At 40.8% G+C, this 22,563-nt stretch carries 20 protein-coding genes; 7 read left to right on the forward strand and 13 right to left on the reverse strand.

The genetic code is table 11. The features are described from left to right. Positions 1 to 12 precede the first annotated feature (12 nt). Positions 13 to 1,182, forward strand: a complete 1,170-nt coding sequence (locus AN390_RS07645) for a putative manganese transporter (RefSeq protein ID WP_055253679.1) — start codon at positions 13 to 15, stop codon at positions 1,180 to 1,182. A 68-nt stretch (positions 1,183 to 1,250) separates the two neighbouring features. Here AN390_RS07645 and AN390_RS07650 read toward each other — a convergent pair whose 3' ends face one another. From AN390_RS07650 to seqA, 7 genes are all read right to left on the reverse strand, one after another. Then, the gene (locus AN390_RS07650; protein ID WP_054982556.1) at positions 1,251 to 1,616 is read right to left on the reverse strand and encodes a DUF805 domain-containing protein; all 366 of its coding nucleotides are present in this window, start codon (positions 1,614 to 1,616) and stop codon (positions 1,251 to 1,253) included. Between the two features lie 140 nt (positions 1,617 to 1,756). Then, positions 1,757 to 3,355: a dihydrolipoyllysine-residue acetyltransferase gene (locus tag AN390_RS07655; protein WP_055253681.1), complete on the reverse strand. Its 1,599-nt coding sequence runs from the start codon at positions 3,353 to 3,355 to the stop codon at positions 1,757 to 1,759. An 8-nt stretch (positions 3,356 to 3,363) separates the two neighbouring features. Then, positions 3,364 to 4,341 carry an alpha-ketoacid dehydrogenase subunit beta gene (locus tag AN390_RS07660; protein WP_024033553.1) on the reverse strand — a complete coding sequence of 326 codons (978 nt, stop codon included), beginning with the start codon at positions 4,339 to 4,341 and terminating at the stop codon, positions 3,364 to 3,366. Continuing rightward, entirely contained in the window at positions 4,341 to 5,555 is a 1,215-nt protein-coding gene (locus AN390_RS07665) for a thiamine pyrophosphate-dependent dehydrogenase E1 component subunit alpha (protein WP_004586667.1), read from the reverse strand. The genes AN390_RS07660 and AN390_RS07665 overlap by 1 nt, the downstream gene beginning before the upstream one ends. Positions 5,556 to 5,820: 265 nt before the next feature. Next, the gene (gene astE, locus AN390_RS07670; protein ID WP_055253684.1) at positions 5,821 to 6,873 is read right to left on the reverse strand and encodes a succinylglutamate desuccinylase; all 1,053 of its coding nucleotides are present in this window, start codon (positions 6,871 to 6,873) and stop codon (positions 5,821 to 5,823) included. A 79-nt stretch (positions 6,874 to 6,952) separates the two neighbouring features. Next, complete coding sequence (gene pgm / locus AN390_RS07675; RefSeq protein ID WP_004586669.1) at positions 6,953 to 8,590, reverse strand: phosphoglucomutase (alpha-D-glucose-1,6-bisphosphate-dependent); 1,638 nt, start codon at positions 8,588 to 8,590, stop codon at positions 6,953 to 6,955. 10 nt (positions 8,591 to 8,600) lie between these two features. After that, a complete protein-coding gene (gene seqA / locus AN390_RS07680) occupies positions 8,601 to 9,176 on the reverse strand; it encodes a replication initiation negative regulator SeqA (RefSeq protein ID WP_055253686.1) in 576 nt (191 codons plus the stop codon). Positions 9,177 to 9,520: 344 nt separating this feature from the next. On the opposite strand from seqA, the gene AN390_RS07685 reads away from it, so the two are divergent. From AN390_RS07685 to fur, 5 genes are all read left to right on the forward strand, one after another. Continuing rightward, the gene (locus AN390_RS07685) at positions 9,521 to 10,288 is read left to right on the forward strand and encodes an alpha/beta fold hydrolase (RefSeq protein WP_055253688.1); all 768 of its coding nucleotides are present in this window, start codon (positions 9,521 to 9,523) and stop codon (positions 10,286 to 10,288) included. 95 nt (positions 10,289 to 10,383) lie between these two features. Beyond that, positions 10,384 to 10,605 carry a DUF2788 domain-containing protein gene (locus AN390_RS07690; RefSeq protein ID WP_004586672.1) on the forward strand — a complete coding sequence of 74 codons (222 nt, stop codon included), beginning with the start codon at positions 10,384 to 10,386 and terminating at the stop codon, positions 10,603 to 10,605. Between the two features lie 2 nt (positions 10,606 to 10,607). Next, positions 10,608 to 10,886, forward strand: a complete 279-nt coding sequence (gene ybfE / locus AN390_RS07695; protein WP_004586673.1) for a LexA regulated protein — start codon at positions 10,608 to 10,610, stop codon at positions 10,884 to 10,886. A gap of 14 nt (positions 10,887 to 10,900) precedes the next feature. Further along, positions 10,901 to 11,428, forward strand: coding sequence for a flavodoxin FldA (fldA, locus tag AN390_RS07700; RefSeq protein WP_004586674.1), 528 nt, complete (start codon positions 10,901 to 10,903; stop codon positions 11,426 to 11,428). Positions 11,429 to 11,616: 188 nt separating this feature from the next. Then, positions 11,617 to 12,060, forward strand: coding sequence for a ferric iron uptake transcriptional regulator (fur, locus tag AN390_RS07705; protein WP_004586675.1), 444 nt, complete (start codon positions 11,617 to 11,619; stop codon positions 12,058 to 12,060). A gap of 125 nt (positions 12,061 to 12,185) precedes the next feature. Here the strand turns inward: fur and glnS are convergent, their stop codons facing one another. Then, positions 12,186 to 13,850, reverse strand: coding sequence for a glutamine--tRNA ligase (gene glnS / locus AN390_RS07710; protein WP_055253690.1), 1,665 nt, complete (start codon positions 13,848 to 13,850; stop codon positions 12,186 to 12,188). A gap of 208 nt (positions 13,851 to 14,058) precedes the next feature. Here glnS and AN390_RS07715 point away from each other — a divergent pair, with 208 nt between their 5' ends. Beyond that, positions 14,059 to 15,084, forward strand: coding sequence for a DUF3083 family protein (locus AN390_RS07715; protein ID WP_055253692.1), 1,026 nt, complete (start codon positions 14,059 to 14,061; stop codon positions 15,082 to 15,084). A gap of 107 nt (positions 15,085 to 15,191) precedes the next feature. Here AN390_RS07715 and sucD read toward each other — a convergent pair whose 3' ends face one another. The 5 genes from sucD to AN390_RS07740 form a co-directional block, all read right to left on the reverse strand. Continuing rightward, positions 15,192 to 16,064, reverse strand: a complete 873-nt coding sequence (gene sucD, locus AN390_RS07720; RefSeq protein WP_004586678.1) for a succinate--CoA ligase subunit alpha — start codon at positions 16,062 to 16,064, stop codon at positions 15,192 to 15,194. Beyond that, on the reverse strand, positions 16,064 to 17,230 hold the full coding sequence (gene sucC, locus AN390_RS07725) for an ADP-forming succinate--CoA ligase subunit beta (RefSeq protein WP_004586679.1): 1,167 nt from the start codon (positions 17,228 to 17,230) through the stop codon (positions 16,064 to 16,066). Before sucC ends, sucD begins: the two co-directional genes overlap by 1 nt. A gap of 177 nt (positions 17,231 to 17,407) precedes the next feature. After that, complete coding sequence (gene odhB / locus AN390_RS07730; protein WP_024033546.1) at positions 17,408 to 18,931, reverse strand: 2-oxoglutarate dehydrogenase complex dihydrolipoyllysine-residue succinyltransferase; 1,524 nt, start codon at positions 18,929 to 18,931, stop codon at positions 17,408 to 17,410. A gap of 3 nt (positions 18,932 to 18,934) precedes the next feature. Continuing rightward, the gene (locus AN390_RS07735; RefSeq protein ID WP_004586681.1) at positions 18,935 to 21,754 is read right to left on the reverse strand and encodes a 2-oxoglutarate dehydrogenase E1 component; all 2,820 of its coding nucleotides are present in this window, start codon (positions 21,752 to 21,754) and stop codon (positions 18,935 to 18,937) included. A gap of 89 nt (positions 21,755 to 21,843) precedes the next feature. After that, entirely contained in the window at positions 21,844 to 22,560 is a 717-nt protein-coding gene (locus AN390_RS07740; RefSeq protein WP_055253694.1) for a succinate dehydrogenase iron-sulfur subunit, read from the reverse strand. Positions 22,561 to 22,563: the final 3 nt, after the last annotated feature.

Below are 22,563 nucleotides of genomic sequence, written 5' to 3' on the forward strand. Positions count from 1 at the left end.
TGGGGCACACTTATGATTTTACTCTCTCAAATAGGATTTATTACGCCAGCTTCCAAACGGTTTGTTAGCCAAAATAAACGCTTACTCCTACCACTTTTTTTATTGGTATGTTTAGCTGTTCCTAGTCTTCGCGAAATAACCATTACTGCTCTCAGTGATGCGTTTTTTCAGGTTAGTGTATTTGTAGCGGCTACGTTACTTATTTACTACTACGCAATAGAACATATCCCTCAATTAGAAATGAGCTACTTAAGCGCTAAATCTAAGTCACTTGAAGTGCTGTTTGCATCCGTTCTTGGCGCTTTACCCGGCTGTGGTGGTGCAATTATTGTGGTTACTCAATACACTAAAGGCCAAGCAAGCTTTGGGGCTATTGTTGCTGTACTTACCGCCACGATGGGAGATGCTGCTTTTTTACTGCTTGCTACGCGCCCTACTGAAGGCTTAACAATAATGGCTATAGGTTTAGTGGTAGGCACGCTGTGTGGATTAATAGTTAATGCAATTCACAAACCTGATTTTTTACGTCCCAGCGCACAAGAGCAAAAACATCAAGTTAAAGTTTTGCCCACTAAAATAATAAAAATTAGCAAACCTGTGTGGATGTTTGCCATTATTCCAAGTTTAATCATTGCGTTTTTAATTGCATTTAATGTGGACTTTAACCAATTTGGTCAATATACCAGCACCGGTATTAGCTTATTTGGTGCAGCAATGGCACTGTTTACGGTTGTTATTTGGGCCTACTCTTCTAAAGGTGAAACCTATAAAGAAATTACTTCAGAAGAGGAAGAATGTAATCCGCCTTCTAAGCTTATAAAAGTATTACAAGATACCCATTTTGTAACTGCATGGGTGGTGGCTTCGTTCATGCTGTTTGAAATATTAGTCAGTGTGGTAGGCCTTGATTTAAAAACCTGGTTTATGCACTACGCCTATTTAGCACCGTTAATTGCAGTCGTCATTGGTTTTTTACCTGGCTGTGGGCCACAAATAATTGTAACCACGCTTTATATACAGGGCATTATTCCTTTTAGTGCATTAGCTGCTAATGCAATTTCAAATGATGGCGATGCGTTGTTTCCTGCCATTGCAATGGCGCCAAAAGCGGCTGTAATTGCTACCTTGTATACCTCTATACCTGCTTTAGTTGTTGGTTACGGGCTTTACTTTTTAAGTTAACAGTTTAAAAAATCATAAGTACAAAAAAGCTCAGCAATTGCTGAGCTTTTTTAATGTTAGCGTATTATTTATACAGAAACAGGTTCAGCCGCTAACTCTTTTGGATTTGGGCCATAATCGTTCTCACCTTCATGTGAGTCTTGCGCAAGGAATACAATTATAACAATCCAGCCAATGATTGGCACTAACCAAAGTAGCTGCCACCAGCCAGAGCGGCCTGTATCGTGTAAACGGCGTGCGCCAGCGCTCAATTGAGGAATTAACAGTGCCAAGCTATAGATAGTACCAATTACAGCTACGCCCATTAGCTCATCAACAACACCTAGTACTATGCTGATTAATAAATTTATTAAGTAAAACATCCAAAATGCTTTACGGCGATTACGTCCTGAAAAATCTGCGTAGCTACGCAGCGCGTTCATATAATGTTCCATTACAATTCCTTAGTGTTAGTTTTTATATTCCCTAGCGGGTTCATTTAATTACCTTTTAGTAACATTTGTATCTTAATTAAAAACACCGCGCTTTAAAACAAAAAACCAGCAAATTGCTGGTTTTTTTATAAGTTTAATTTTTAACTCATTGCCATCATCATCGCCGATGGACTTTCTAGGTACGATTTCCACAAATTATTAAAGCGAGCAATTGTACCGCCATCAATAACACGGTGATCGCCTGACCAACTCACTTGCATAATAGCTTTGCTAACAACTTGGCCACTTTCATCAAAGCGCGGTAAGTGTTGTAATTTCCCTAATGCTACAATAGCAACTTCTGGCTTATTAATAATCGGGGTCGCAATAGTGCCGCCAATTGCCCCAATATTTGAAATGCTAATGGTGCCCCCTTTTAAGTCATCTGGTGCTACGCGCCCCTCGCGTGCTGCATCAGTTAGGCTTGTTAAACTGTTTGCAACTTCAACAATCCTCTTAGATTGGCAGGATTTAATGTTAGGTACTAGCAAACCCACTTTTGAATCCACTGCTACCCCAATATTATGATCGTCATAGTAGGTAAGCTCAGTGCAATCATCATTTACTTTAGAATTAAGCACTGGGTACTCTTTCATCGCAAGCGATAACGCTTTGATAAAAAATGGCATCATAGTGAGCTTTACACCTTGCGCTTTATACTGCTCTTTTAAACTCGCTCGCAGGGCAATTAATTGCGTTAAATCTATCTCGTCACTAAAGGTAAAGTGAGGGATTGTAGAGACCGAGGCCATCATTTGCTTTGCCATAGCCGCTTTAATGCCTTTAATTGGCTCTGCTCGCATACCACCGTTTTGTGTTTGTGGCGATTGTGGCTCTTTATTTTGAGTAACGCTGTTTTTAGTAGTAGCACTACTAAGTGGTGATGTATCTATTGTGTTAGGTACCTCACCTTTAATAAATTCTTCTATGTCTTGTTTATAAATGCGGCCATTTTTACCGCTGCCCGGTACGCACGTTAAATCAACATCAAGCTCTCGCGCTTTGCGCCTTACAGCTGGAGAGGCAACCGCTTTTTTATTAACAACTTTATTTGCTGTTGTTTGCTGCGTTGCTACAGATTTATCTGCCGCTTTACTTTGTGCTTTTACAACGGCTTCGTTTACATCTACATTGGGTTTAGCTGTACTGCCGGCTATGCTCATTTGAAATAACGGGCTATGTACCTGAGCAATTTCACCTTTTTGATAGTAAAGCTTTTGCACTGTACCTGTGTATTTAGCCGGAATTTGTACAAGAGCTTTGTCGGTCATTACATCACACACAGCCTGATCTTCTTGTATTTCATCGCCCTCGGCCACTAGCCAATCAACTATTTCACACTCAACAATCCCCTCACCAATATCTGGAAGAATAAAATCTTCTAAATGCTCTGACGATGCGTTGTCGCTTTGTGTATTTTGCACTTGTTCTGTGTGTGTTTCATCGCTTTGGCTTTGCTCATCGGCTACATTCATAGCAAACAAGGGTGCATGAACCTGCGCTATCTCCCCTTTTTGATAATACAATTTAGTGATTACGCCATCGTGCACAGCCGGAATCTGCACCAGGGCTTTATCGGTCATCACGTCACAAATGGGTTGATCTTCTTTTACTGTGTCACCTTCTTGTATTAGCCATTCAACCACTTCGCACTCAACAATGCCTTCACCAATATCGGGTAATATAAAATCTTTAGCCATGGTATCCCCTAAAAATCCATTGATTGTTTAATTGCGGCCATTACTTTTAGCGCATCAGGCACATATTCTTTTTCAAGTGCTAATGGGTAAGGTGTATCTAACCCACATACTCGCATAATAGGTGACTCAAGGTGTAAAAAGCACTCTTGCTGAATAGTCGCCGCAATTTCGGCACCAAAGCCATTGGTAATAGGCGCTTCGTGGCTTATCACTAAACGTCCTGTTTTAGTGACCGACTTAGCAATTGTCTCAACATCCCAAGGTAATATGCTTCTAAGGTCAATCACCTCACAACTAATGCCTTGTTCATTGGCTTGTTTTGCTGCGTTTTCAACAATTTCCATTTGCGCGCCCCACGCAAGTACAGTGATATCTGTACCTTCTTGTACTACTTCTGCTTTACCCAGCTCAATGCTGTAATCATCCTCTGGTACTTCGCCGGTAGAAGCGCGGTATAAACGTTTAGGCTCGAAGAAAATAACGGGGTTATCGTCTTTAATACTTGCTCGTAGTAACCCTTTTGCTTGGTACGGGTTACGCGGTACCACTATTTTTAACCCTGGCGTATGGGCAAAATATGCCTCTGGCGATTGTGAGTGATATAAGCCCCCCGCAATACCGCCACCATACGGGGTGCGAATCGTTAAATTGCCCACGTTAAATTCATTACCACTGCGGTATCTAAACTTGGCAGACTCATTAACTATTTGGTCAAATGCCGGAAAAATATAATCAGCAAATTGTATTTCAGCAAGTGCAGGCGCGCCAAACGCGGCTAAGCCATTGGCAAAACCTAAAATACCTTGCTCTGTAAGCGGTGTGTTAAATACGCGGTGTTTACCGTACTTTTCTTGCAAACCTGAGGTCGCCCTAAAAACACCACCAAAATAGCCAACATCTTCACCAAAAATACACGCCTGAGGGTGCTCATTCATGGTGATATCGAGCGCAGAATTAATTGCGTGTAGCATGTTCATTTTAGCCATTACTTAATTCTCCCTGCTGTGATTGGGTACGCATCTGGGTGCTGCTTTATATGTGCTTTTAAATCGTTATATTGGCGCTCAAGTGAAGGAATTGGCGTATCGTAAACATCTGATATTAGCTCTTCAAGCGCTGGCTTTTGCACTTTTTCAGCACGTTTAAGGGCGGCTAAAATATCTTCACGAATAGTGTCTTTCGCTTTAGCATCGTCCTCTTCGTTTAACCACTCTTGTTTGATCAACCATTTTTTAAATTTATCAATTGGGCAAACTTTATGCGTGGCCTCTTCATCTTTTGAGCGGTAACCACTTGGATCATCTGAGGTTGAGTGAGCACCTAATCTGTACGCTATTGACTCAATTAATACCGGCTCGCCCTGCGTTGCTGCAATTTCGCGGGCCTTTTGTGTTGCTGCAAACACGGCTAATGCATCTGAGCCATCAACTCGTATGGTTTTAATGCCATACCCTACGCCTCGCGATGCTATACCATCGCCTTTAAATTGCTCATCTGCAGGTGTTGATATTGCATACCCGTTATTACGTGCAAAAAATATAACAGGGGCTTTGTGTACCGCAGCCATATTTAAACCCGCATGAAAGTCACCTTCAGATGCTGCTCCCTCACCAAAATAACAAATCGTCACATTATCTATGGTGCTTGCAAGCTCGCCAGTTTTTGCGTCAATGTGTTTTACTTTTTGTCCGTAGGCATACCCTGTAGCTTGAGGAATTTGCGTACCGAGGGGCGATGATATGGTCATATAATTTAATTCTTTTGAACCATAATGAATCGGCATTTGGCGGCCTTTTCCTAAATCTAACTCATTAGAAAACATTTGATTCATAAATTGGTCAAGCGTAAATCCACGGTAATGCAAAGCGGCTTGCTCGCGGTATTGCGCCATAATCATGTCATCTTGATCAAGTGCAGCAGCAGAAGCAGTAACAGCGGCTTCTTCACCTAAACATTGCATATAAAAGCTTACGCGGCCTTGGCGCTGCGCCCCTTGCATCCGCTCATCGAGTAGGCGAATAAAACGCATTGTTTCGTATAGTTTAATCGCTGTGTGTTTAGAAATAGTCGGTGCGGTAGCACTAGGATGAATGTCGCCGTCCTCAGTTAAAATACTAAGGGTTGGAATAGTTAGCGCATGACCGTCTATAAACTCGAGGTCGTGGTTAATATTCAGCGATACGTTATTTGGATTACTCATAACCTACCTTCTCTTGTTGTCTGTGATACAGCACCCCTTTTAAGTTTTTATTATGGGTGAGGCTTGCGAATAAACTTTGCAGCATCTGCGCTGTATTTAATTAAAGCTGCCACCACCTTACGTTAACGTAAGATGTTATTCAACAAGTGTAAGACGAAACAAAAGTAAAATACGATTAAAAATATGGAAAGTTAACTGTACGCATTTATTAAACTAATAAAAACATACAGTTAAATATTTAAGGCGAGTGGTCTGATGAGTTTTATTAGACGAAATTACTATCTACTTGCATAGGAATAACGGTAAGCAATGCCCTTTGCCCAAGCGCAACGTGCGCATTTGGAAAAATAATAGCTTCCCCTTCCACATCGGCATAATAAGGGGTATCGCCGTCTGTTGCTAGCAACTCACCTTTAGCAAACCCTGTGAAATTTTCTGCATCATCAGAAAACGGAAAGCTAAAGTCCTGTTGCGTTCTATTAATTGTGCGATGTACGGCAAACAGCTCAAAGTCACTTGCATTAAATTGAGGATATTGGACTTCTTTTTGGCTAATTAATGCAGTTAGCGTTTGCTTGGTTTTTGCAAAGCGAGGCATGTCGTTTTCACCAAACGGTTTAACTTGACCCAGTTCAACGGTAAATGAATCAGCGCCATGAACAAACGAAGAATAGTAACTGAATGTGGTTGCCGGTGATTTCATCATTAATACGGTATTTACACCGCAGCTAAGTAAAAATTGTAACTGCGATTTTTTCCATGGTTTACCATGGAGATAAGGATAAACAGCAAATTTTTCATTTTTTGAGCCACGTATAGCAGTATGTAAATCATAATGATAACGTGCACTGCCTTGCTCGCCCCGTGTAAAAAAGTCAGTTACATACTCTTCTAGTTTTGCTGCGCGTTTGCGCTCATCATTCATTGGCACACCCTCAACAGTGTGGTGGCCATTAAACAAACGGTTTAGGTTTTCTTCTACAAAGCGCAGGCCAATATTTATTGATTTTGGATTACCAAATATAAAGAGCACACGCTGATTTAATGCAAGCTCACCTTTTATTATGGTTTTTATTAGCTCGTCACATATTTCTATAGGTGCGGTTTCGTTACCGTGTACAGCGCTTGAAAGCACAACATCTTTTGTTGTTGTGCCCTGTGGTTGAAATTCAATAACGCCTGTATCGTGAACGGTTACGCGCGTTCCATTTTCTAAAGCAAATTCACTTGCCTCTAAATGCCATTCATTGTCGCGACTGAGTGTTAAAAAATCGCCGCTATTTATTAGTTCATTTAAATAATCTGGTTTGGCTAACATGATAAGCCCTTTTATAGTGTGAGAGATACAAACAAAAACGGCTGAATAAATCAGCCGTTTTTAAATAGTGTAAGCCGTGTTAGCTGATCACAGAATCAACTAATTGCTTCGCTTCTTTTTCTAGTAGTGCTAAATGCTCTTCACCTTTGAAAGACTCAAGATAAATTTTATAAATATCCTCAGTACCAGAAGGGCGTGCTGCAAACCAGCCATTTTCAGTCACTACTTTTAAGCCGCCAATGGCCGCATCATTGCCAGGGGCATGAGTCAGTTTTTGTAAAATAGGTTCACCAGCTAATGTATCGGCTTTAACATCGCTTGCACTAAGTGCTTTTAAACGTGACTTTTGCGCACTGCTAGCAGGGGCATCTAAACGCTTGTATAGTGGAGAGCCAAATTCTTGCTCTAGCTCTTTATAAAGCGCTGATGGTGTTTTACCTGTTACTGCGAGTATTTCAGCTGCAAGTAACCCCATAATAAAGCCGTCTTTGTCGGTACACCATACGCTGCCATCAAATCGTAAAAACGCAGCACCAGCACTTTCTTCGCCACCAAAGGCAAGCTTGCCTTTGTTTAAGCCATCGACAAACCACTTAAAGCCAACCGGCACTTCTTTAACTTTACGCTCATTTCGAGCTACTACGCGGTCAATCATTGAGCTAGAAACCAGCGTTTTGCCAATTTCTACACTGCTGTCCCAGTCGCGGTGTTTTAATAAATAATCAATCGCTACCGCTAAAAAGTGATTAGGATTCATTAACCCATCTGGGGTAACAATACCATGGCGGTCGTAATCTGGGTCGTTGCCAATAGCAATATCAAAGTCGTCTTTTAATTTAATTAAATTAGCCATTGAGTAAGGTGATGAACAATCCATACGGATTTTGCCATCTTTATCAAGTGGCATAAATGCAAAACGCGGATCAACACTGTCGTTTACTACGGTTAAATCTAAATTATATTTTTGCGCTATTAATGGCCAAAAGTTAATACCAGAGCCACCTAGCGGGTCAATACCTACTTTAATACCCGCATCGCTAACGGCTTTTAAATTAACGATATTTTCTAAGTCGTTAATATATGGCGTCATTAGGTCTTCGTATTTAATAAACCCTGAACGCGATGCTTTAGCAAATGGAAACAGCTCAACTTCTACTAAATCTTCTAATAGTAATTGATTTGCTCTGTCTTCAATCCATTTAGTTACGTCGGTGTCTGCTGGGCCGCCGTTAGGTGGGTTGTATTTAAAGCCACCGTCTTCTGGCGGGTTATGTGAAGGCGTTACCACAATACCGTCGGCTAATTCGTTAGGATTTAATTTGTTATGGCAAACAATAGCATGGCTAATGACAGGAGTTGGCGTGTAATCGTGATTTTGCTGGGTGATTACTTGCACCTCATTAGCCACTAATACTTCTATGGCAGAGTTAAAAGCAGCTTCACTTAATGCATGCGTATCTTTACCTAAAAAAAGCGGACCAAAAATGTCGTTTTGCTTTCTGTAGTCACAAATAGCTTGTGTAATGGCTAAAATATGAGATTCGTTAAACTTAACATCGTAAGAGCAACCACGGTGACCCGACGTACCAAAAGCAACACAATGCTCTGGATTTTGCTCTAAGTCTGGCTCATTTAAGTAATAAGCCGATACCAGTTTTGGTACGTTAACTAAAGTTGAATGTGGCGCAGTTTTCCCAGCACCTGAATGAATAGCCATGTTTATTTCCTTACAAGTAATCGCGAATTTCTTCTGCTTGCTCTGCTGAATAACCTAAGCACAGCGCAACCTCGTGTAGCATCATTTTTTTACGTGTCGTGTTTGAATTTGTCATTACCCAGTACTCACTGTCGGTAATGTTTTTAGGGTTCATACTACTGCCGCTATTAACTAAGTCTTCTTTGCTGGTTGCAAAGTAAACGCGGTCGCGCCCTTTTATATCAAGCACAGCACTAAACTCTTTTTTATGCGTTCTATAAAAAGCACTTAAAATAAATAAAAACCTGCCTACCACCCCTTTTTGCATTGCTAGTTCTTCTTTATTTAGAATATTAAATACATTAGCGTTTGTTTGCTTCACGGGTGTGACAACCTCTTGCTCATGGCTGTCGTTAGTAGCTGGCGTGTCGTCAAGTGGGGCTTGAGTAGCTGTTTGATTGTTTTGATTGTTCTTAGCAACGGGAGTGTTGTCATCACCGTTTAGATTTAATAAACGACGTAAAATAGTGGATGCGCTTTCGCCAATACTTTGTGTATTGCTAGCAATATACTGATATAACTCGTCGTCTATGTCGATTTGTTTCATGTTGTTCCTGTCATTACGGGCCACATTTTTTCTTTCCCCGTGATTATACCCAAACCAAATATAAATGCGAGTTACAACAAGCACTCGCACAAACATAACCTATAAACGCGCTAATATAGGTGTGTTGATTATTTGCTTATAAACCCAATGTAGTAATTAACAGCTTTAAAAAGTACTACCCATATTTTTATCTCCATTAGGCTGGTAACACCAAATAGCCCACAACTGGCGTAAAAATAAACGGTGTTACCCCATAAAAGGCGCGTGCAGAGCAGTTAACCGTTATATCTTTTGCTTTTTAGGGCAATGCTCGGCAAACTAAGCCAAAATTTTAGGAGGCGCTCATGCTATTAAACTATAAACAATATGGTGAAGGTCCGGATGTAGTGATCATTCATGGTTTATTTGGCTCTTTAGAAAACCTAAATGTTATTGCAAAACCTTTGAGCGAGCACTTTAGGGTAACTAATGTGGATTTGCGTAACCATGGCGCTTCACCGCACAGTAATGAAATGAACTACCCTGCAATGGCCGCAGATATTGTTGAGCTAATGAACGCGTTAAATATTAACAATGCGCACCTGATTGGCCACTCAATGGGCGGTAAAGTGGCGATGGAAGTGGCGCTAATGCATAGCCAAAAAGTAAATAAGCTAGTGGTACTTGATATTGCCCCTGTGAGTTACCCTGCCCGCCATACACAAATTATTAATGCACTAAAAAAAGTGGCAACTAGCCAGGTTACTGATAGAAAACAAGCCGATGCTATTATGAGCGAGTACATTAATGAGCTAGGTGTTAGGCAGTTTTTACTAAAAAGCTTAGCTAAAAACGACGATGGACAGTACAAATGGCGATTTAATTTAGATGTACTTGATGAAAAATATTCGACAATCACCGCCAATGTTAATGAAAACAATTCTTGTTTGTGCGATACTTTGTTTATCAAAGGCAACGATTCTGATTACATACTGCCAGAATACCGCGATGAAATAACAAAGCGCTTTAAAAATACACGAGCAAAAATTATACACGGTGCAGGACATTGGCTTCATGCACAAAAACCCGCTGCAGTTAATAAAGCAATAAATGACTTTTTAACAGGGCTTTAATGCAATTTTAATCATGTGTTTTTGGTTATCCGTACTAAATTAATGCATATTTATATGCTATAGTACGCGCCGTTTAATTTAAAGGTTATACGTTGATGGTCAGTCAGTTTATTAACGAATTTGATACCCTAGGGTTGTACTTTGGCTTAGCCGGTATTTTTGTATTCATCGGCCTGGCAATTAAAGACGTACTTAATAGTGGTAACGTACCTAAGTTTGGTCGCTACATTGTGTGGGGCGTCCTCTTTTTAGGGTGTTCTGGCTTTATTGCGAAAGGACTTATACAAGTTTTTTGGCAAGGTGCAGGTGTAGGTTAGGCATGGCGAAGTCAGAAACAGATAGAACAACTCCCGATTTATTTGAATACGAAAAGCGCCCAGGCAGGCCTAAAACGAACCCTTTACCAAGGGATATGCAGTTAAAGGTTAATAAACGTAATCAAATAAAACGAGATAAAGCACGCGGTTTAAAGCGTGTAGAATTTAAAGTTTCATCACAGTTATATCAGGCACTGAGTGATATGGCAGATGCACAAAATATTAGCCGTAGTGCGCTGATTGAAACAATTTTACAAGAAAGATTGGCTATTGATAGATAAAAGGTTTGAAGTCCATGGCAAGTGTAGGCATTTTTTTCGGAAGTGACACAGGTAATACAGAACACGTAGCAAAAATGATCCAAAAAGAATTGGGTAAAAAGCTTGTGGCTGTACACGACATTGCAAAAAGCTCTAAAGAAGAGATTGCAGAGTTCGATTTAATCTTATTCGGTATTCCTACTTGGTACTACGGTGAAGCACAATGTGATTGGGATGACTTTTTCCCTGAGCTTGAAGAAGTAGACTTTGAAGGTAAGCTAGTGGCTATTTTTGGTTGTGGCGACCAAGAAGACTACGCAGAATACTTTTTAGACGCTATGGGTATGATCAACGATATCGTTACCGAGCGCGGTGCTATTGTGGTTGGCCATTGGTCTAGTGAAGGCTACGACTTTGAAGCATCTAAAGGTATGGCTGATGACACGCACTTTGTAGGCTTAGGTATTGATGAAGACCGCCAACCTGAATTAACAGAACAACGTGTTAAAGCATGGTGCGCACAAGTATATGATGAAATGTGCTTAAGCGAACTAGCAGACTAATCTCCCCACCTTTTATCGCTAACTGTTTAAATAATTATCAAACAGTTAGCGACTTTAGAATTAATAGCAAAATTGATCAATTGTTCTTTGCACTCAGTGCTTAGGCGCGTTATCCTTGTTATTGCTAATGTGTCGTGTACATCTGTAAGAGATGTCTAGTATAACCAAACAAATTTGAGACAGATTTAATGACTGATCATAACTTGGAACTTAAAAAAGCCGGTTTAAAAGTAACTTTACCGCGTATTAAAATCTTAGAAATTCTACAATCTCCAGATAACCAACACATCAGCGCTGAAGATGTATACAAAATTCTTTTAGATTTAGGTGAAGAAATTGGTCTTGCGACTGTTTACCGTGTATTAAACCAATTTGATGACGCAGGTATTGTAAGCCGTCACCATTTTGAAGGTGGAAAGTCAGTATTTGAACTTTCTGGCAGCACTCACCACGACCACCTAGTGTGTTTAAAGTGTGGTAAAGTTGTTGAATTTGAAGATGACTTAATTGAACGTCGCCAGTTAGAAATAGCCGAAGAAAACGGTATTACACTAACAAATCACTCTTTATACCTATACGGTGAGTGTCAAGACAAAGCAGCGTGTAAAGCATTTAGCGATTCAAATAGCTAATAACGCGCTATGGTAATAAAAAAACCTGCTTTTGCAGGTTTTTTTGTGTTTAAAATTAAGCATTTAAACTGTGTTTAATACCAATTTGCAATAATAATATATTATGCAAATTGGTATTTTAAGCGTTACTGCTTCTCGATTTTAGCCCATGAATCTCTAAGACCAACCGTTTGGTTGAATACTAAATTTTCTGACTTTGTATCACGTGAGAAATAGCCGGTACGCTCAAACTGGAAGCCTTGTGCCGGCTCGGCTTTAGCAAGCGATGCTTCTAGTTTTGCATTTTCTAATACAACTAACGAATCAGGGTTAAGTGTCGATTCGAACTCTTCAGCAGCACCTGGGTTTGGTACATTAAATAAACGGTCATACAATCTAACTTCTGCATTAACCGACTCAGGCGCAGAAACCCAATGAATAACCCCTTTTACTTTACGACCGTCACTTGGGTTTTTACCTAGTGTTTCGTTGTCGTAAGTACAGTAAATAGTGGTAATTTCACCATTTTCATCTTTATCTACACGCTGGGCTTTAATTACATAAGCACCACGTAAGCGTACTTCTTTATCAAGTACTAAGCGTTTAAATTTATTATTCGCTTCTTCGCGGAAATCTTCACGCTCAATGAAAAGCTCACGAGTAAACGGTACTTCACGACGCCCCATTTCTTCTTTATTAGGGTGGTTAGCTACCGACAATGTTTCTACTTTTTCTGCATCAAAGTTTTCTATTACCACTTTAACTGGATCGAGTACTGCCATTGCACGTGGTGCGTTTTCATTTAAGTCTTCACGGATACACGCTTCAAGCATGCCCATTTCAACCATGTTTTCTTGCTTAGTCACACCGATACGTAAACAGAACTCACGTATAGAAGCCGGTGTATAACCACGACGACGTAAACCAGCAATAGTTGGCATACGTGGGTCATCCCACCCTTCTACATAGTTATTTACAACTAAGTCGTTTAGCTTACGCTTAGACATAATTGTGTATTCAAGATTTAAGCGCGAAAACTCAATTTGCTGTGGGTGGCATTCAAGGCTGATGTTATCAAGTACCCAGTCGTATAAACGACGGTTATCTTGAAACTCAAGTGTACACAATGAATGGGTTATCCCTTCAAGCGCATCAGAAATACAATGTGTGAAGTCATACATTGGGTAAATGCACCACTTGTCACCTGTTTGATGGTGATGAGCAAAACGAACGCGATAAATAATTGGATCGCGAAGCACCATAAATGAGCTTGCCATATCAATTTTAGCGCGTAGAACACACTCACCTTCTTTGAATTCACCCGCGCGCATTTTTTCGAACAATGCGAGGTTTTCTTCTACTGAGGTGTCTCTGTATGGGCTATTTTTACCCGGCTCTTTTAACGTACCGCGATACTCACGTGCTTGATCGGCCGTTAAAAAACAAACGTACGCTAAGCCTTTTTCAATAAGCTCTACTGCATAGCCGTATAGGGTATCAAAATAGTTTGACGAATATTTTATCTCACCACTCCAGTTGAAGCCTAACCACTGCACGTCTTCTTTGATTGAATTAACGTAGTTAATATCTTCTTTTTCTGGGTTTGTATCATCAAAACGTAGGTTACATAAACCATCGTAATCTTTTGCAATGCCAAAATTCAAACAAATTGATTTTGCATGGCCAATATGTAAAAAGCCATTTGGTTCAGGTGGAAAACGTGTATGCGTAGTTGCATGTTTGCCACTTGCTAAATCTTCATCAATTCGAGTTCTTATAAAGTTACTTGGGCGATTCTCAATTTCCGCCATAGGAGTGCGATCCTCTGAATATTCGTGATAACAAAACTAATGCATTATTACAAAAACAAACACTAACATACAGCACTAGATGCGGGTTTATTCTAGTTATTATGGCAATGGTGCATTAGTTTATTACTTAAATTTGTTTTAGCGCAATATTTGAGTCATGAAAGGCATTTATAGTACCTAAACTTAAGCTCCTTAAAAGGATTCAAAGATGGCCAGTTCTACACAACACAGAGTTTATATTCCAACAAATGCGCGAGCTAATCACTATTTACTCGCTGAAATAACACCCACTGATGACATTTACACTAGTTTTAGCGATATCGATAGTTGCTATACCCGCATTGCCAAGCAACTATTTGCAAGCTGTGATGAATACGAGTTACATAATGTACATCTACTCGCTAACGACAAATTACCCGTTGTCAGATTTCATGATGAGTCGTATCAATTAGAAACAGCAAAGCAAATGTTGTTTTTTTACAACCCGCGTTACCACGAAGCGCACAAACTACACTACACCCCTACTTTTAAAAGTAAAAAAATTCGCTTGTTATTTTTAGCTACCGGTGATGATTTACGCGCAAGCTCGGCACAATTTCACAGCAGGGTGCAAAAAGTGTTAGATAATTTACAAACACAATTATTTATTGAACAACCCCAGTTTAAGCTTCGCGATCATCAGCATTTAACCTATGACTTATTTGCCAAGAGCAAAGGCTGTAACCAAAGTTACGGCTACAAACTTAGAAGCCTATACCCTCGTTATTTAGCTCGCCAATGTAAAATACCCGCCGAGCATGCAGAAATGACCTATGCAACGTTTTCTATACCGGTTTCGCGCGGCATTAAAACGCAATTTCAAAGCTTAATAAATAAAAATAATTACACTGAGTTTTATAACTACTTTGCCCAATCATTTAAAGGGTGCTGCGAGCGATACGAATTATCTCACGGCGCTATGGTTGCTAATGGTGCAAGGCCCATAGTGCGTAATAGCCAAATAGATAAAAATGATGGGAATGCAGAATTACAAAAAATAAGTTTTGATGTGAATGGCACAGCCACGCAAATACATATTTTTTTCAATGCTGAAAAGTTAGTTGAGTCACTACATTTTGTGATTGTTGCCACCCATAAAGATAAACATGAAATGGGCTACGGCCGCTTTATGAATCAAGTAGAAAAAACAATACATGCTATGTGCTCAGAGCTGGCAATAAATAAAGAACGATAAGATTTATCAGTACGGTTTTTTCAACACATTAGTTACCCATACTAATTTTTAAGCCAATAACAAAAAGGCTCGCAAATGCGAGCCTTTTTAAAGATTAAGCAAACTGATTACCAGCCTGTTTTCTCTTTAAGTGCTTTACCGATATCAGCAAGTGAACGTACAGTTTGTACGCCAGCAGCTTCTAGTGCAGCAAATTTCTCATCAGCAGTACCTTTACCGCCTGCGATGATTGCGCCAGCGTGACCCATACGCTTACCTTCTGGTGCAGTTACACCAGCAATGTAAGAAACAACAGGCTTAGTTACGTTAGCTTTAATGTACTCTGCAGCTTCTTCTTCTGCAGTACCACCAATTTCACCAATCATTACGATTGCTTCAGTTTGTGGATCTTTTTCGAACATTTCTAGCACGTCGATAAAGTTAGTACCTGGGATTGGGTCGCCACCAATACCAACACACGTAGACTGACCAAAACCAGCGTCTGTAGTTTGTTTAACTGCTTCGTACGTTAAAGTACCAGAGCGAGAAACAATACCTACTTTACCAGGCTTGTGGATGTGACCAGGCATGATACCAATCTTAGTCTCACCAGGAGTGATAACACCTGGACAGTTAGGACCGATCATACGAACACCAGAGTTATCAAGCTTAACTTTAACGTCAACCATGTCTAGCGTTGGGATACCTTCAGTGATACAAACAATTAGCTCGATGCCCGCATCGATAGCTTCTAAGATTGCATCTTTACAGAACGGTGCAGGTACGTAGATAACTGACGCTGTTGCGCCTGTTTCTTTAACTGCATCGCGTACTGTGTTGAATACTGGAAGACCAAGGTGCGTTTGACCGCCTTTACCTGGGCTTACACCACCAACCATTTGTGTACCGTACTCAAGCGCTTGCTCAGAGTGGAAAGTACCTTGGCCACCAGTGAAACCTTGACAGATAACTTTTGTATCTTTATTGATTAATACAGACATTATTTGCCCTCCGCAGCAGCTACAACTTTCTCAGCAGCGTCTGTTAGTGATTCAGCAGCGATGATATCTAGGCCAGAGTTCTTAAGAACGTCACGACCTAATTCAGCGTTAGTACCTTCTAAACGTACAACTACAGGCACGTTTACACCTACTTCTTTAACTGCGCCAATGATACCTTCAGCAATCATGTCACAACGTACGATACCACCAAAGATGTTAACTAAAACAGCTTTTACGTTATCGTCAGAAAGGATGATTTTGAATGCTTCAGAAACACGCTCTTTAGTCGCGCCGCCACCAACATCTAGGAAGTTAGCTGGCTTGCCGCCGTGTAGGTTTACGATGTCCATAGTACCCATCGCTAGGCCTGCACCGTTAACCATACAACCTACGTTACCATCTAGTGCTACGTAGTTAAGCTCGAAGCTTGCTGCGTGAGCTTCACGTGCATCTTCTTGAGATGGATCGTGCATTTCACGGATTTTTGGTTGACGGTAAAGTGCATTACCATCGATACCGATTTTGCCGTCAAGACAGTGAAGGTTACCTTCGTCTGTGATTACTAACGGGTTGATTTCAAGAAGAGCGAAATCAAAATCGTTGAACATGTTGCCAAGACCCATAAAGATCTTAACGAACTGCTTCATTTGTGTAGGGTTAAGACCCAGTTTAAAACCTAACTCACGTGCTTGGTAAGCTTGAGGACCCACTAATGGATCGATCTCTGCTTTGTGGATAAGCTCTGGAGTTTCTTCAGCAACAGTTTCAATTTCAACACCGCCTTCAGTAGACGCCATGAAAACAACTTTGCGAGAAGCACGGTCAACAACTGCACCTAAGTACAATTCGTTAGCGATATCTGTACAGCTTTCTACTAAAATTTTAGCAACAGGCTGACCATTTTCGTCTGTTTGGTAAGTAACTAAGTTTTTACCTAACCAGTTTGCAGCGAATTCTTTTACTTCTTCGATTGTTTTAACTAGCTTAACACCGCCAGCTTTACCACGGCCACCTGCGTGAACCTGAGTTTTAACAACCCACATATCACCGCCAATTTTTTCGGCAGCTGCTGCAGCTTCTTCAGGTGTATCGCAAGCGAAACCTTGAGAAACTGGTAAACCATATTCGGCAAAAAGTTGTTTTGCCTGATACTCATGCAAATTCATGATGCTTTATCCAATTTTTTATACTAAAAGAGCTGAATATTTATGCAAATAAACAGCTATCCCAAATTGCGCACCTAGTATAGATCCCAAGGCTTAACATGAAAACCCCAGTAACACCAAAGGCGCAAAAAAAAAGCTGTGAATTGTCATTCACAGCTTATATTTCATACTACTCGATTAAACATCCAGTAATAAGCGAGTTGGATCTTCAAGTAACTCTTTAATAGTCACTAAGAAACCAACAGATTCTTTACCATCGATTTGGCGGTGATCGTAAGATAGTGCCAAATACATCATAGGAAGAATTTCAACTTTACCATTTACAGCCATAGGACGCTCTTGAATTTTGTGCATACCCAAGATTGATGACTGTGGTAAGTTAATAATAGGCGTAGAAAGTAACGAACCAAATACACCACCGTTAGTAATGGTAAAGTTACCACCTGTCATATCGTCAAGTGTTAGTTTACCGTCACGGCCTTTAAGGGCTAATTCACGAATACCTTTCTCGATTTCAGCAACAGATAGTTTGTCGCAATCTTTAAGTACTGGTGTAACTAAACCACGTGGTGTAGATACAGCGATGCTGATATCAAAGTAATTGTGGTAAACAATATCGTCACCATCAATTGATGCATTTACGTCAGGGAAACGCTTAAGTGCTTCAGTTACTGCTTTCACGTAGAAAGACATAAAGCCTAAACGAATACCGTGACGCTTTTCAAATACTTCTTGGTATTGCTTACGAAGGTCCATGATAGGTTTCATGTTTACTTCGTTAAACGTAGTTAACATTGCTGTTGAGTTTTTCGCTTCTAATAAACGATTAGCAATGGTTTTACGTAAGCGCGTCATTGGTACACGTTTTTGTGTACGGTCACCCATAGGTGCAGCAGGTGCTGAAGCAGCTTCTTTTTTAGCAGCTGGAGCAGGTGCTTTTAAGAAAGTATCAACGTCTTCTTTAGTTACACGGCCGTTTTTACCTGTGCCTTTAATTTTAGACGCATCAAGCCCTTTTTCAGCGATTAAACGACGTACAGACGGCGTTAACACATCTGAGCTATCGTTAGACTCACTTGCAGCAGGCGCTTCTTCTGCTTTAGCTGCAGGTGCCGCTGGAGCGCCGCCCGCTTTAACGTTACCAATAACTTGTTCGCCAAGTACAGTATCGCCTTCTGCGTTTAGTTGCTCGCCCATGATACCGTCTTCTTGAGCTACTACTTCAAGAACAACTTTATCAGTTTCAATATCTACCAAGTTTTGGTCGCGAGTTACCGCTTCACCTGGTTGTACATGCCATGTAGCAATTGTTGCGTCTGCAACTGATTCTGGAAGTACAGGTACTTTAATGTCCACTTCTTTACCTTCTGATGCTGGAGCTGATTGCGCCGCAGGCGCGTCTTCTGATTTTTCAGGTGCGGCTTCTTCTTTAGCCGGAGCACTGTCACTTGCTGGTGCTGCATCAGCATCACCAAGTAAACCGATAACTTGGTCGCCAAGTACCGTTGCACCTTCTTCTTGTGATATTTCAGTAATTACACCGTCATTTTGTGCAACCACTTCTAAAACCACTTTATCTGTTTCAATGTCTACTAAGTTTTGGTCACGGCTTACTTTGTCGCCTACACTTACATGCCATGTAGCAACGGTAGCATCTGCAACCGACTCAGGAAGAACAGGAACTTTAATTTCTGTGCTCATTGCTTATCCTTTCTTTTGTATAGTAAGCGCGTCTGCAACGAGCGCTTGTTGTTCTTTAGTATGTACTGACATGTAACCACACGCTGGAGATGCCGACGCCTTACGCCCTGCGTAAGTCAATTTAGCACCCTGTGGGATTGCATCAATAAAGTGATGTTGCGAACAGTACCAAGCACCTTGGTTTTGCGGCTCTTCTTGACACCAAACAAAATCAGTAACGTGTTGGTAACGTTCCATAATCGTGTCCATTTCTGCATGTGGGAACGGGTATAACTGCTCCACACGTACAATAGCAATGTTGTCTTGCTCAAGCTTACGACGCTCTTGTAATAGTTCGTAGTAAACTTTACCACTACAAAATACTACGCGTTCTACTTTCTCAGGGTTAATATCATCGATTTCGTCGATCATATTATGGAATACACCTTGTGAAAGTTCTTCAAGTGAAGATACCGCAAGTGGGTGACGAAGTAGTGATTTTGGTGTCATTACAATCAATGGACGACGAAGTGGTCTAACTGATTGACGACGTAGCATAGCGTAAACTTGTGCAGGTGTTGAAGGAACACATACTTGCATGTTGTGATCAGCACAAAGCTGTAAAAAACGCTCTAAACGTGCAGAACTATGCTCTGGACCTTGACCTTCATAACCATGCGGAAGCAAACATGTTAAGCCACATAAACGGCCCCACTTTTGCTCACCAGAGCTTAAGAACTGGTCAAATACGACTTGTGCACCATTTGCGAAGTCACCAAACTGGGCTTCCCAAAGGACTAATGATGTAGGTTCAGCTGTTGCATAACCATATTCAAAAGCAAGTACCGCTTCTTCTGATAAAACAGAATCAAATACTTCAAAAGTACCTTGGTCTTCACTTAAATTTTGAAGAGGTAAGTAAGTTGAACCATCTGACTGGCTATGCACTACAGCATGGCGGTGGAAGAAAGTACCACGCCCTGAGTCTTGGCCAGTTAAACGTATATCTGTGCCTTCAGAGGCAATTGTTGCATAAGCAAGTGTTTCTGCCATACCCCAATCTAGTGGTTTTTCGCCACTTGCCATAAGCTTACGGTCATCGTAAATCTTTTTAACACGAGACTGTGCTTTATATTGCTCAGGGAACTGCGCAACTTGTTCGCCAAGTGCTTTTAGCTTATCTACCGGTACGCTTGCGTCGTACTCAACATTCCACTCATGGCCAACATATTTTGCCCAATCAGATGAGTGCGAAGTTTCTGGCTGAATTTCTTCAACAACACAGTTACCTTCATCTAAGCCGTTACGGTATTCATCAGCTAATGCTTTAATTTCACTCTCAGTGAATGAGCCTTCAGACATAAGTTGATCAGCGTAAATTAAACGTGGAACCGCATGCTTTTTAATTTTTTGGTACATAAGAGGCTGTGTTGCATTAGGCTCATCAGCTTCGTTATGACCATGGCGGCGATAACATACTAAATCGATTACTACGTCACGTTTAAACTGGTTTCTAAAATCAAGTGCAAGTTGTGTAACAAATGCAACGGCTTCAGGGTCATCAGAGTTAACGTGGAAGATTGGTGACTGAACCATTTTAGCAATGTCAGTACAGTAATCTGTAGAACGTACGTCGTCTTGTTTTGAGGTTGTAAAACCAACTTGGTTATTTACAACAATACGGATACTACCACCACATGAGAAGGCATTTGTTTGCGACAAGTTAAATGTTTCTTGTACAACACCTTGGCCTGTAATCGCAGAATCACCGTGGATAGTAATAGGTAATGCTTTGCTACCTGAACTGTCACCTAAACGGTCTAAACGTGCTCTTACTGAGCCCATAACCACAGGGTTAACAATTTCCAGGTGAGAAGGGTTAAACGCAAGTGCCATATGAACATTGCCACCTTTGGTCGCAAAGTCAGATGAATAACCCATATGGTATTTAACGTCACCAGAGCTTAACGTGTCTTTGTGTTTACCAGCAAACTCATCGAATAACTCAGATGGGTTTTTACCTAACACATTAACTAATACGTTTAAGCGACCACGGTGGGCCATACCAATAACTGCTTCTTTTTGCCCGCTTTCGCCAGCACGGTGAATAAGTTCTTTAAGCATAGGAACTAACGCATCACCACCTTCAAGTGAGAAACGCTTAGCACCTGGGAACTTTGCACCTAAATATTTTTCAAGACCATCTGCTGCGGTTAATCCTTTAAGGATACGCAGTTTTTCTTCTTTAGAAAAAGTAGGTCGTGATTGAACAGATTCTAAACGCTGTTGTAACCAACGCTTTTCTTCTGTTGATGTGATGTGCATATACTCAGCACCAATAGAACCACAATAGGTGGTTTTAAGTGCCTGATATAGTTCACCTAAAGGCATAGTATCGCGGCCTACGGCAAACGATCCTACGTTAAATTCGCGGTCAAAATCAGCTTTAGATAAGTCGTGGTATTCTAGCTCTAAATCTCGAACACGCTCTCGTTGCCAAATGCCTAATGGATCTAGGTTAGCATTTTGGTGTCCTCGAAAGCGGAAAGCATTAATAAGTTGTAGTACTTTAACCTGTTTAAGGTCACCGCCACTACCCTCTGCTACCACTACCTCTCTATGCTTGTTTTTAGCAAGCGCCGCAAACTGTGAACGAACTTCTGAATGCTTTACTTCAACATCCACACCATCTACTTTTGGTAATTGTTCGAACACTTCTCGCCATTCTTCTGGCACAGAAGTCGCATCATCTAAATACGCTTCATAAAGCTCTTCTACATAAGCAACGTTACCGCCGTTTAAATGTGAAGATTCTAGCCATGCCTTCATCACACCTTCGTGCATTTATAAGCCCTTTTCTTTAGCGCAGAAATTAATAGTTGTCATAACAAGATGGCTAATAAAAATATTAGCCATCTTACGTTACTAAGTGATTAAACCGCGCGGTTTAATAACATAGATTTAATTTGTCCAATTGCTTTGGTCGGGTTAAGACCTTTAGGACAAACGCTAACACAGTTCATGATACTGTGGCAACGGAACACACTGAACGCATCGTCTAAGTCTGCTAAACGTTCTTCAGTTGCCGTATCGCGGCTATCTGCCAAGAAACGGTAAGCATGAAGAAGGCCTGCTGGACCAATGAACTTGTCTGGATTCCACCAGAACGAAGGACACGATGTAGAACAACATGCACATAAAATACACTCGTAAAGTCCATCTAATTTATCACGTTCTTCAATAGATTGAAGACGCTCACCAGCCGCTGGCTGATCGTTAATTAGGTATGGTTTAACTTTTTCGTACTGAGTGTAGAACTGACTCATGTCAATAACAAGGTCACGTACCACAGGTAAGCCAGGTAAAGGACGAATTACAATAGTACCTTTGCCGCCTTTTTGCAGCGTAGATAATGGTGTAATACATGCTAAACCATTTTTACCATTCATGTTAACGCCATCAGAGCCACACACGCCTTCACGACATGAGCGACGGAATGATAATGTTGGATCTTGCTCTTTTAATAATAAAAGTGCATCCAATACCATCATGTCCTGACCTTCCTCTGTTTGCAAAGTATATTCTTGCATACGAGGTGCGCTATCAACATCCGGATTGTAACGATAAACTGAAAATTGTACTTGTGCCATCGT

The sequence above is a fragment of the Pseudoalteromonas sp. P1-11 genome, from assembly GCF_001399995.1.
Taxonomy (GTDB): Bacteria; Pseudomonadota; Gammaproteobacteria; order Enterobacterales; family Alteromonadaceae; genus Pseudoalteromonas; species Pseudoalteromonas atlantica.